Source organism: Methanosarcina sp. UBA5 (assembly GCF_002505485.1).
GTDB lineage: Archaea > Halobacteriota > Methanosarcinia > Methanosarcinales > Methanosarcinaceae > Methanosarcina.
The window spans coordinates 24,397-36,577 of record NZ_DAVG01000082.1 but is presented as its reverse complement, the minus strand read 5'-3'; the positions used below and the strand labels follow the sequence as shown (position 1 = coordinate 36,577).

The 12,181-nt window shown below is 39.6% G+C and carries 10 protein-coding genes; 5 read left to right on the top strand and 5 right to left on the bottom strand.

What is annotated here, in order from left to right; genetic code table 11:
• Positions 1-137: 137 nt before the first annotated feature.
• Positions 138-1,400 carry an anion transporter gene (locus BP621_RS08975; RefSeq protein ID WP_292389262.1) on the bottom strand — a complete coding sequence of 421 codons (1,263 nt, stop codon included), beginning with the start codon at positions 1,398-1,400 and terminating at the stop codon, positions 138-140.
• Positions 1,401-1,552: 152 nt separating this feature from the next.
• On the opposite strand from BP621_RS08975, the gene BP621_RS08970 reads away from it, so the two are divergent.
• The gene (locus BP621_RS08970) at positions 1,553-1,744 is read left to right on the top strand and encodes a hypothetical protein (RefSeq protein WP_292389260.1); all 192 of its coding nucleotides are present in this window, start codon (positions 1,553-1,555) and stop codon (positions 1,742-1,744) included.
• A gap of 1,729 nt (positions 1,745-3,473) precedes the next feature.
• On the opposite strand, the gene purH is transcribed toward BP621_RS08970, so the two are convergent.
• Positions 3,474-5,090, bottom strand: coding sequence for a bifunctional phosphoribosylaminoimidazolecarboxamide formyltransferase/IMP cyclohydrolase (gene purH, locus BP621_RS08965; protein ID WP_292389259.1), 1,617 nt, complete (start codon positions 5,088-5,090; stop codon positions 3,474-3,476).
• 384 nt (positions 5,091-5,474) lie between these two features.
• Here purH and BP621_RS08960 point away from each other — a divergent pair, with 384 nt between their 5' ends.
• Together BP621_RS08960 and nth are read left to right on the top strand one after the other, a co-directional pair.
• Positions 5,475-6,827 carry a dihydrolipoyl dehydrogenase family protein gene (locus tag BP621_RS08960; RefSeq protein WP_292389258.1) on the top strand — a complete coding sequence of 451 codons (1,353 nt, stop codon included), beginning with the start codon at positions 5,475-5,477 and terminating at the stop codon, positions 6,825-6,827.
• Positions 6,828-6,938: 111 nt separating this feature from the next.
• The gene (gene nth / locus BP621_RS08955; RefSeq protein ID WP_292389257.1) at positions 6,939-7,646 is read left to right on the top strand and encodes an endonuclease III; all 708 of its coding nucleotides are present in this window, start codon (positions 6,939-6,941) and stop codon (positions 7,644-7,646) included.
• Positions 7,647-7,746: 100 nt separating this feature from the next.
• Here the strand turns inward: nth and BP621_RS08950 are convergent, their stop codons facing one another.
• The 3 genes from BP621_RS08950 to BP621_RS08940 all read right to left on the bottom strand — a co-directional run bounded on the left by BP621_RS08950 (position 7,747) and on the right by BP621_RS08940 (position 10,568).
• A complete protein-coding gene (locus BP621_RS08950; RefSeq protein WP_292389256.1) occupies positions 7,747-8,052 on the bottom strand; it encodes a PDGLE domain-containing protein in 306 nt (101 codons plus the stop codon).
• A complete protein-coding gene (cbiM, locus tag BP621_RS08945; RefSeq protein ID WP_292389255.1) occupies positions 8,049-8,714 on the bottom strand; it encodes a cobalt transporter CbiM in 666 nt (221 codons plus the stop codon). Before cbiM ends, BP621_RS08950 begins: the two co-directional genes overlap by 4 nt.
• An 879-nt stretch (positions 8,715-9,593) precedes the next feature.
• Positions 9,594-10,568: a hypothetical protein gene (locus tag BP621_RS08940; RefSeq protein WP_292389254.1), complete on the bottom strand. Its 975-nt coding sequence runs from the start codon at positions 10,566-10,568 to the stop codon at positions 9,594-9,596.
• An 814-nt stretch (positions 10,569-11,382) separates the two neighbouring features.
• Between BP621_RS08940 and BP621_RS08935 the strand changes: the two genes are divergently transcribed.
• Both BP621_RS08935 and BP621_RS08930 read left to right on the top strand, forming a co-directional pair.
• On the top strand, positions 11,383-11,610 hold the full coding sequence (locus BP621_RS08935; RefSeq protein WP_292389253.1) for a hypothetical protein: 228 nt from the start codon (positions 11,383-11,385) through the stop codon (positions 11,608-11,610).
• Positions 11,595-11,792 (top strand): class I SAM-dependent methyltransferase, encoded by a 198-nt coding sequence (locus tag BP621_RS08930; RefSeq protein ID WP_292389252.1) that lies wholly within the window; start codon positions 11,595-11,597, stop codon positions 11,790-11,792. The genes BP621_RS08935 and BP621_RS08930 overlap by 16 nt, the downstream gene beginning before the upstream one ends.
• Positions 11,793-12,181 lie beyond the last annotated feature (389 nt).

The window sequence follows — 12,181 nt, the reverse complement described above, 5'->3', positions numbered from 1 at the left end:
TTACTTATACTTTATAACGAAAAGAGGCAAAATTATTGAGAGTTAATATGATTGAGAACCAAAAAGCCTTTAAATCGAATTTTAACTAGGAATAAACCTCGTAAATCAATTCTAAGATTATCTCTAACATATATTGGTTAGAGAAATATAAAGTAAATAATAGCATCCAAAATCGTAATTAAAACTCCAATTTTAGAGAATTCAGCAAATGAGAGAGTTTTTCCTTCTTTTTCTGCGTTTTGGATAATTATGACGTTGCTTGCAGCTCCCAGAATTAGAAAGTTTCCCGCAATAGTACTTCCCGCAGCAAGAGCCATCAATTGACCTTGAGAAACTGTACTACCCATCGCAGGCAGATAGAGCGCAACAAATGGAACATTAGAAATAAGTTGGCTTAGTCCAATACTGAGCGCGAGGATCATTGACACCGAGCCTAACTGAGGAGACAGCTTGGCAAGCAATTCCTGGCATGTTCCGGAAATCCACACACTTTGCATTAACACAAACATTGAAACAAAGAAAACCAGAGTTGACCAATCAACATTTTTCAGGATCTCCACGCGCCTTCTACTGAGCAGGACAGGCAATGCGGAGAAAAGAGCAATCCAGCTCAGACTGAAATCCCAGGCAGGGATAAACTCCACCAGAAAAATCTTACAGGCTATAAGAATCAGCAAAAGAGAAAGAGACATTTTTGAGGCACTGGCAAGCTCAGAGTCAGTAATGATTTCTTCGGAATGGGTAAGGGTTGATTTTCCGAATTCCTCCCGGAAAAAGAGTTTTAGCACGACATAGGCAATTAAAAGACATATAAGGGTTGGCAGGGCGAGTGAACGCAAAAATGTTACAAAAGGGGAATCCAGATTTCCATTGATTGCTATGAGGAGATTCTGTGGGTTTCCAATAGGACTCATAACACTTCCTGTAGTTACCCCGAATGCTAGGGAAAAGAGCATGAGTTTGGGAGAGACGTTGTACTTTCTGGAAAACCCCAAAACAAGTGGAGTCCCCATGATAGCCAGGGTATCGTTCATTAGAATTGCGGAAAGAATTCCTGTAGAAAAGAGCACAAGCAAAACAAGTTGATCCGTGTTCCTCGCCCTGGATACTATCCGGTTCCCGAGCCAGGCAAGATACCCACTCCTGTTAAGCGCTTCCCCCACACAAAAAGCCCCGAAAAGAAAAATGAGCACGTCCATGTTAATCGCCGCAAGAGCTTCTTGCGGTGAAATTTCGCCGAGCAATAATACCAGTATGGCTCCAAAATTCATAATCTGCCAGATCTGCAACCTTAAAGATCCGACCTGTCTGAGAGCGGTGAGTACGAAGACACCCAGAAGAATAAGCACCGAAAGGTCAGGTAAAGGTACAGGAGAGGATAGTATAAACTCTGTTGGCATAAGACCCACAAACTTGACAATATATATTTAGAATGTGATATCTGCTTAAGTATAAATTTCCTGCGCTTAAAAGGAGATTTCCCGCAAAAAAGACCTTAATGAACAGGAAGGTACGAAACATTTAAAACACAGACTGATAGATATTTCACAGAATGGTAATCTGGTTTCCCTTCTCTGCAACCATCCATCAGGAAGAAGGCTTCTATATCTCAGTCTGCCCTGAAGCTGATATAATTTGCAAGGGAATCACTATTGAAGAAGCTATTGAAAACCTGAAAAAAGAAGTGGAAAAATTCCTTGGGGAAGAACTGTCCCAGGGATTTTCAAAAATCGTGTTTTACTGAATTGGAAATTTCTTGCCCTCTTCCGGAAATATGGATTCTTCGGATTGGAATCAGGCAGTTATCAATGATTTTCATCAAAAGTCAGAAACTTTGTAACAGAATAGATTGGATCGTTGGCTGGGTTCCCCCGCGTCAACTTGACTGCTTTTAACCATGAGGAATAGGTGGTATTTTTCCTGGAAGCGACTCGACGGTTCTTCCAGTCGTTATTGCAAGAGAAAGCTCAGCAAGTGTTAGAGCGTGTCTTAAAATTAAACTTGATCCCACCAGTGGGTAGAACTCATGCATTTAACCGAAAAACAATAGTATTAAACCGTTAAATGCCTAAAATAAACCGCTAAATGCCTAAAACGTAAATTTAAGCTATAGCTTTTACTGTACTTGATTTTATGTCTCAAGTGCTTAAGTCACATGGAGAAGGTACTATCTTTAAGGTCAACGTATGCCTGAATTTCGGAAAAATTTACGATCGAACTTTAATGTTAACATTGCCAATTATCCAATTGTAGAAATGGTTTGAATTTTAGACAGCCTCTTAGGAATAGCATTTAATGGCCTGGACCTTGTGGGAGCTGGTAAAGAGACTCCGGATTCTGCCGACATCATGAAAAACACGGTAAAAGGTTTAAAAGATATTAGTATAACAGAATTAGTAGGAAAATAAGAAAAACGCACATTAAAAGGAGGGTAAGGAAAAGCCCGGAAACTTATGCTCCTTTTACCATAGCCCCCGATACGGTCGATCCGAAAATACGCTCCCCCAAGCATATTACTCGGAACAGGATCATAAGCTTTCGAGCGATTCTTTATTTACTATTCATATCCGTTACTCACTCTTCCTGTTATCTCTAGTGTACAACATAAAATAATCCCTGTAATTATTTTAAATTAATTATACCAAAAATTAGTCTCAAATGAAAAATGCTTTCGCATAAAAAGTTTTAAAATCGGAGTATTATTTCATGTTAAACGAGTTTTTAGCATCAACAGGGTATTAATAAACCTTGAAACGTGAATAAAGTAGTAAGAAGTTTGATCATGAGTTAATTTACAGCTTACTATCTGGCTACAACTTACTATCTGGCTGAAGCTTTCAATAAAAGTCTACAAAGATATTTTCCATTTTTCAAAGTGTTAAATGAGACCTGAAAAAAAATAAAAAATATTACTCAAAAATGAATTTTAAAACCATAAAGTGAAAACATAGAGCAGAATAAACCTTTGTTATTTGAAATCACAGCAAAAGAACCTGCCAGGTAATGAAAAAAGCAGTAAGATAATAATAAGGCCAGAAGGGAGAAAGAGTAAAAGAATAACAAAAGACCAGAGAGAACAAAAGAGTTCATAAATCCGAAAAAATCGTATGAAAATCAATTGAAACGATGCCCGAAAGGCTTGATGTACTGACTGAAAACTCAGGAGACCAAAAGGCAACTCACTGAAACACTGACATCCATTAAAAACAGGAGATCGGCCTGTATCATTTGCTATCAATTGGCCAGAAGAACGATCCAGGAAACCCCTGAGTCTTTAGCTCAGGGATATTGTAAAATGAGGTTTCTTAGTTTCACGGTCGCAGAAGTTGGTAATGCAACTCTGCATCAAGAAGTTTTGTAAATGGATACTTAACTATTTCCCAGAAACCGGGCGGGAGGCCCGAAGCATGCCCCCATCCTTTAGGGTAGGGTGGCCGCACGCAATTTGATTTTATCGACACCTGTAAATTTTATTAATGAAGGAAGTGGCGCATGCCTGTAAAGACCATGGCAACCCCGAGCCGATTTGCAGCATCAATGACTTCGCCATCTCGAATTGATCCACCTGGAGAGACTATGTAGCGGATGTTATTTTCTGCTGCATAAATTATGTTGTCATTGAAGGGGAAAAAGGCATCCGAAGCCATTACGCACTCTGACATCACTTTCTGGCAATAAGCTTCAAAGGAGGTTGCAGGATTTTCCCGTTCGTAAATTACTCTGAGATTTTCAACAGCTTTTGTAGCTGCCAGTTTGCGAATCGAGTCAACCCTATTCGGTTGTCCTGCGCCCATAGCAAGTACCATAAAGAAACCTGGCTCGTACTCGTGAGCAAGGATCACTGCATTGGATTTAGTTGACTTACAAGCTTTAAGGCAGAATTCCGAGATAGAGCGCTTCTCTTCAGGATAGGGAATGTCTGTGACTGACTCCCATTTTTCGTAAAGGCCAATATCACGACTTTGCTTGAGCATGCCTCCGATCACATACTTATATGTGTAGTCTGTCCCGAAAGCTTCTTTGAGCTCAGGCAGTCTAAGGAGCCTAAGGTTTTCACTTTTGTTTTTCAGGTATTCAAGGGCATCGGGCTTGAAGTCAGGAGCAAGAATAATCTCCACAAATTTTCCGTTCAGAAAAGTCGCAGCTTCGAGGTCAAAGGTTTCATTGGTGCAGATTATGCTTCCGTAAGCTGAAATCGGATCTCCGTCCCAGGCAGCCTGAAGAGCCTGCAGGAGTGTGCTTCCGGTTGCAAGTCCGCATGGATTATTGTGTTTTACGATTGCCACGGCAGGATGAGCATTTCCGAGTTCTTTTACCGTCTGAAGGGCATTATCGGCATCCACATAGTTATTATAGGAGAGTTCTTTTCCGTGCAGTTGGGTGGCTTTTGCCATGGTAGGGCCTTCTATTTTGGGGTCTTTATAAAAATAGGCTCTCTGGTGCCAGTTTTCCCCATAGCGAAGTTTTACACCGTCGGTAAAATTCAGGCGCAGCACATGTTCTCCGAGCAGAGTTTTGCTCAGGTAGGTATCAATGGCTGCATCATAATCCGCAGTATGCCTAAAAGCCTTAACTGCAAGGGCAGCTCGAGTCGCCTCCGAAATTACTCCGGTTGAACGAAGTTCTTTGAGGACACGCCCGTAGTCAGACGGGTCGGAGAGCACTGCAACCGAACGGTAATTTTTAGCTGCCGAACGAAGAAGGGTTGGCCCTCCGATGTCTATATTCGCAATGGCTTCTTCAAGTTCTACGCCTTCCTTTGAGATCGTTACCTCAAAGGGGTAGAGGTTTACAGCCACCATATCAATAAGCGAGATTTCTTCTCTTTCAGCCTCAGTCATCTGTTCCTTGCTATCTCGCAGGCATAGGAGCCCGCCATGAATTCTTGGATGGAGAGTTTTTACCCTACCTCCCATCATCTCTGGACATCCCGTGACTTCCGAGACATCGGTAACTTCTATGCCGGCGTCGCGAAGAATTTTCGCTGTTCCGCCTGTTGAAATAATCTTCACGCCAAGTAATTCAAGTCCGCGTGCGAATTCTGCAATTCCTGTCTTGTCTGAGACGCTGAGAAGTGCCCTCTTTACCAAAAAATCACCAATATCCTTGCTTTAAAAATTCTTAGCTATAAAACTTATGGTCTACACATTATTATATTAAAAAGGAGCATTTTTTCTGGATAAACCGGACTTATATTTTACAAACCTAGTATTTCCATTGAGGTGCTGTCAGGACTCTTCTGGGAATATAGTTCTTTAAGTTTTTGGTACTTTTTATACATAACTCTATGAAGTTGCACATTTTTTACTTCTCTTCTTGAACCAGATTTAGGTAATACTTTTTTTCTTGGACCATATCCAGGTGAAATACTTATTCTCTGAAATCAAAATGGATAAAAATTGCATATAAAATATACTTTTAAAATATCTTCTTAATTCATTTCAGAAAATAATTTCAGTGGGTTGGGGAGTTTAATGGAAAAGAAATATGATATTATAATTATCGGGACGGGTACTGCGGGTAGAACCTTTGTGGGTAAAGTTGCACGTTCAGGATTAAAGATCGCTATTGTTGACTCAAGGGAATATGGAGGTACCTGTCCCCTAAGGGGATGTGATCCGAAGGAAGTGCTTACCGATATCGCTGAGGTCACTGACTCTAACAATCGGCTAATAGGAAAAGGTGTAGGGATAAATACTCCTTTAAAGCTCGACTGGACTTCACTCATCGAGTTTAAAAAGACATTTACTGAAGGCTATTCCAGCAAAACAGAGAAACATCTGGTTGAGATGGGAATTGATACATATCATGGGAGAGCGCATTTCGAAAATCAAAACACAATCGTTGTTGGAGAGGACAAACTTAAAGGAGAGTATATTTTCCTGGCTACAGGTGCAAAGCCCAGAATACTCAATATTCCCGGTGAGGAGTATATTACCACAAGCGAGAGGTTAATGGAAACCAAAAAGCTTCCTGAGAAAATCATTTTCATTGGAGGCGGATATATATCTATAGAGTTCGCTCATGTTGCGCGAAGAACTGGAGCCGAGGTGACAATCCTGCAAAGAAGTGAAAGGATCCTGGGAGCTTTTGATTCTGACATGGTGAATATGCTTATAAAAGCCTCCGAAGCCGCAGGAATCAAAATTCTTACAAATAAACCTTTGATTTCAGTAAAAAAAGAAAACAATGGATTTCTTGTAAAGGTCCAATCTAAATCTGAAACCGGAACCGAAACTCAGAGCTTCCTTGTGGATATGGTAGTGCACGGAGCAGGTCGTATAGCCGATATAGAGGATTTGCATCTTGAAAATGCAGGGGTTAAAACTGAAAAGGGAGCTATTGTAGTTGATAAGCACATGAGAACCTCGAACTCCAGAATCTATGCTGGAGGGGACTGTGTATTGGAGGGAGCACAGCTTACTCCTGTAGCAAGCCTTCAGGGAGAAGTTGCTGCAATTAATGTCCTTGAGGGCGATAGTATCGAGGCAGATTACACAGGCATTCCAAGTGCGGTCTTTACCATTCCGGTTCTAGCATCGGTAGGAATCAGTGTGGCTAAAGATAATGACAAATATAAAGTGATTTTCCAGGACAGAAGCAACTGGAACACGACCCGCAGAGCAGGAATAGAGTTTGCGGCTTCAAAGGTAATTATCGATAAAGCAAACGACCGTATAATGGGAGCTCATATTCTGGGTCCGAATGCCGGAGAAGCTATCAATATTTTTGCTGCGGTAATGCGGCTCGGGCTCAAAGCCTCAGACATAAAAAAGCTGGTTTTCTCATATCCTACTACATGCTCGGATATTCAGTATATGCTGTAACCTGCTGACCAGACGCAGAACTAAAACTTCTAGGGCCTTCAAGAAAATACCGTTTCCTCAAACAAATAGTTCCCGGCTAAAATCTGGAAACAACTAGAAGATGGAGTTAGCATGCCTGAAAGAAAGCCAAAAAAATCTGACACTCAGGATTTTGTTTCTGAATATGATATTCCTGATAATAAACATAATTTCGACCGGATCTGGGCTCTTCTAAAAGAAGAATATCCTGATGTAAAACCCTCACTTAATTACAGTAATCCTCTAGAACTGCTTGTGGCAACTGTTCTTTCAGCTCAGTCGACCGATGTGCAGATTAATAGAGTGACTGACAAACTGTTCAAAAAGTACAGGACTGCAGAAGATTATGCTAGTGCAGACCTCAGAGAACTTGAAAACGATCTATATTCCACAGGTTTTTACAAAACCAAGGCAAAAAATATCAAAACTGCTGCGCAGATGATTGTTGAGAAGTACAATGGAGAAGTTCCGAAAACTATGGAAGAGCTGATCAGTTTGCCAGGGGTCGGAAGGAAAACGGCTAATATAGTGCTTGCCAGAGCATTCGGGATAGCAGAAGGAGTTGCTGTAGATACTCATGTAAAAAGAGTTTCAAGAAGGCTGGGATTTACAAAAAACTCCGACCCCGCTAAAATCGAACAGGACCTTATCTCACTTGCCCGAAGGGAAGATCTTGATTCAATCTCCATGATCTTTATCTATCATGGGAGGAAGGTCTGTCAGGCAAGGAGACCAAAGTGTAAAATCTGTATTGTAAAGGACTTATGTCCTTCTAGTATTATATTTATTGGCAATAACTGAGATGTTTTTACCAGAAGTATGTGAGTCGCTTCTTACTCTACCTTTTTGGGAGAATATGGGTTTTTAAGGGGTTTTTAAGGGAAGAAAAATGGGCTTTATGTTAGGCTTTTTTGTTGAATACTTTACCCAGCCCTAAACTGATTACCAGTACTGCAAGTGTTCCAACAGCTATAGCTACTACTTCTCCACTCTTTCCCAGTCCTTCGATTGAATAGTCAGCCATTGGAGAACTTACAACAGGCTTGCTGTCTTCCAGTTCGGACAATTTTGACCCATGAATTACGTCTGAAGCAGCACTTTCCAGTCCGTCTGGGTCGGGAGATGCAAGGAAAGGAGCTAGAACCGCAAGCAGAAGTGCAATCGCAATTCCAACGTAAAAGAATTTTATGTTTGATTTTCCGTTCATGCATGTGTCTCCTTTTTATGTTTTTCTGGTCTCGCAGTGAAACTATCCTCAAGAAGGTCAGGACGGGATTTTGCAATCGCAGTGATTACAATTGAAGTGATCAGTCCTTCGCCGATAAAACCAATTATCAGATGATATGTACCCATGGCAACCAGGCCGGGAACTAGCGGGAAAGTACCTGCAATCCACATCTCAACCGCACAAACTATTGCCGAAATAAACAGTCCAAGCCAGGCGCCTCCGAAGGCTGCTACGCTTGTGCCTATGCTTTTCCGAAGGGCAACATATGTATAATATCCGACAAATCCGGAAATAACACCCATATTCAGAATATTCGCTCCCATGGTAGTGAGTCCCCCGTCACCGAAGGCTAATCCCTGCACAAGCAGGACTAGAGTAAGCACAAGAACACCAGCCCAGGGGCTTCCGAAGACGATGGCTACAAGGGCTGCTCCTACCATATGCCCGCTTGTTCCCATCCCTATGGGAATATTCATAGCCTGGATTGCAAAAATTCCTGCTGCAAGGGCTGCAAGAATCGGTACTTTCATCTCATCAAGCTCTTTTTTTGCCCATTTCATTGACATTATAATAAACGGAAGGGCAATAACCCAGTAAATTATTGCCTGGCTAAGCGGTATGAATGAATCAGGTATATGCATTTCATTTTTCCCTCTTTTTACCCCGATCTCTTATTTCCTATAAATCCAATCAGTAGTTCTTTTCAGATTCAGGAATATTCCTGAATCTGAAAAGAATATATCCTTAACATGAAACCCGAAAATTCTTTTTCAGGAATAATCTTAATATTTTTGAGTCTCTTACAATGTTTCATGTAACTGTTTTCAAAGAATACTTCCGATAATACCACAATGTCTAGTATTACATATATACGTTTTGGTATTACTTTTTTCGACAATATTTTTATTGAATCCTTCTCCAGTATCTGTATTTTTATTTTTTAGTCAAATTAAGTATCCTTGTATCTTCCACTAAGTCAAACATCTGTTCTCATTAATTTTTGACTCTATCTCCTTACCTGTTTTGAAACTTAATGAAAAAAAGAACTGGAGATTTTTGTTCCAAAGTAGATAGAGTAAATACCTCGCTTAGGTCTAAAAGGATACAGCCTATTTTATTTCCCTAGTTGTATTTATTATTCATATTGTGTAGCTCTTTAAACTGCTCCCCTCACTCTCAATGTTTTTTGGCACTGCAAAATGATAAATTCTCCCAAAAATAATACCTCCGCTGCGTAGAAATTTTATTAAAAAAGTTAACAATTTGTAATAAAAAATCTACCAAAAATGTTAAATATTGGTTGGTAATATCGATAACTAATCTCTGGCGAACAGACACAAAATAAAATTACCTCCTATATCGCCTAAATCATCTGAACTCTTTTTTTGCCCCTGTCTGTGGTAATAAAGCAGGCAGGGACTAGGTTCAAGGGTTCAGAATTCCAGGCTAAATTGAGGATTTTTTTTCATAGTCGTCTGTTCAAGGATATTTTCCGATCTATCTCACTCTCTCGGCTCTGGTTAACCATCAATCCTGTCATACAGTTTTTCCAGATCCTTCTGCAACCTGTTAACTTCCTTTTTCCAGATTTTTTTATTAAATTCTATACAGGGGCTCATTTTCAAAACTGCTAATTTCACATAATCCCGGGAAATTTTTCTGTTGCTGCAAGGAAGGCCGAAAGCTAGATCGGTTTTTTTGATGCTGTATTTTTCGTGAATCAGAAATTCGTAAAGTTCAGGAACCAGGTCTGGCTTTTCTTCAGAACCTCCTCTAAAATTTATATTAAGATCAACCAAATTTCGAAGGTGGGACTGAACATCATAACTTTCAGGGCACAATTTCTTCGAGTTTGCAAACTTAAGTAGCTCTTTGAACTCAAGGAAAACATCTGTCTGCTCAAAACCTGAGGATAGAGTTTTTCCAAGGAAGATAAGGATATGGATGCATTCGTGAAAGAGGATTTTTGCTATTAGGAATTCAATTCTATCCTGAAGATTCCACAACTTTTCAACCAGTTTCCTTTCCCACAACTCATATGGATTTACCAGGATAAGGGATCTATATATTATTTTCTTGTTTTTCCTAGAAATGATCTTTTTCGGCTCGAAGGCTAACCCCGGCATCATTCCAAAAAATTGAATTCGGATTGCCAGATCCCAGCAATGTTTCCAGTCTCCAAAACGAACACATTTCACCTGATAATATTTTCCGTCAAAGTTGACTCTTTCGATCAGCCGGTACAGGTCCTTGCTTTTTTCTTTGATAAGAGCCTTTATCACGGCTTCCCGGTAAATGTTCAGATCAAGATAGAGAAGCCCTGAAGGAAAAAACGAGCAGTCAGGAGTGGGATAAGAAATAGGATAAGTAAAAGGAGAGAAGTATTGAACAATAGGAGAGGCTGGTGAAGATGCAGGGAATAACTTGTCCCATGCTCCATGGACCAGCAAGGTATTTTTTCCTTTGGCGAATTTTTTTGTTTTTACTTCCTGCACTGTAATTTACACCTCTTGGCTCAGTTTTCACACAATGATAAATCTATTTATATTACTAAAATTAACTTTAGTATCAACATATGTTATTAATTATCGAATAATAAATACTTTATCTCACAAAAATAAAAATTAGTAAAAATAAAACTAAGGATACAAAGAAACTCTAATTGGCTTTAGATTTTTCAGGACTCTCTTAGCTCTAAGAACAGGGAAGCTTAAAAATCCTTAATTCTCAAAATAACCTTCCATAGGTCTATAGGCCCAAATGTACTGGAATATTTGTATTTTTTTGAATGACTTTTTTAACTGATTGGCATCATTAAATTTCGTTCTGATGTTACTTTTATACATACATTTATTACTTTTGTATGCAAATTATTACAAATAGGAAATAATTTATTCTATCAAATCTGTTATATGTATGAGCCAGAAGTTGAGAAATCCTTTCTGGTCAGGAAGGAGTAAAATATGTCTGAGGAAACTGCAAGAACAAATGTTATTAGGTTAAAAAATACACGTATGAAATGCCTGAAAATTAGACTTCGGAAGTCAAAACCGTTCGTCGTAAAGAATGACACTGAAGGATACAACAATCAATAGAGCCAAATCATAGTAATTTGTGAAACTGGCTTTAAGTTACATGAAATTTGCAACACTGCCGAAAAAGGTTCTAAAACTTTAACTTTGGAAAATTGAAGTTTTTCCAAACCAGCTGAAAATGGATACATAATTGAAGCCTTCCAAATCTCTAACTGAAAAAATCAGAACAAACTTATGTAAAAAAAGGAAGAGAAAGGCCTCTTTTTATAATCTCGTGGAGGGTATTTTTATAGACTGCAAGAAAGTTATTGCCAGTTATTGGAATATAAGATCTTCCACATACACAAACGGGATAAATGGCTTTGATGAAGAAGAATACGCGGTCTGGAAAAAAATACTTGAAAATTCTCTTGCTTCCAGAGAGCATTTAAACGTACTGGATGTTGGGGTACAGGCACTGGGTTTCTTGCCCTTCTCTTTGCTGAGATGGGGCATAAAGTAACAGGTATAGATCTTTCGGCAGGTATGCTCAAGAAAGCGAAGCATAATGCAGACAATATGGGGCTTAAAATTGATTTTTTTCATGGAGACGCGGAAAACCTGCCTTCTGAGGATAGTTCTCTCGATCTGGTCACGGGCAAATTTCCTGCTTTGGACTATTCAGCAGCCTTCCTGCGCTGTTAGGGAATGGAAGCGAGTCCTTAAACCAGAATGGATGATTTTTGCCATAGATGGAGACTGGTTTGATCCCCGACCAAGTAGACGCTTTAATAGAATGCTTTCTGAGTGGGCAGATAAGTTTATAAAAAAGAACCAGCACAGTTCAGTCTTCAAGGACTATTATGGACCAATCAAGAGTTCTCTGCCTTTTTATTAGAAAATAAGTCCTGAGAATGCCTCCCTCCTCTTTTCGGAAACCGGATTTGTAAATACCTCAGTCAATCCTCTTCTGGAGGTACAGAACTTTAAAAAAGCAAGCAGTCACTTTCACAGAGGATTCTCAGGAATAATTCCATCTTTCTGGTCTCGGGACAGAAAAAGTTAGAATAAATTCCTGCTACTATGGATAACCT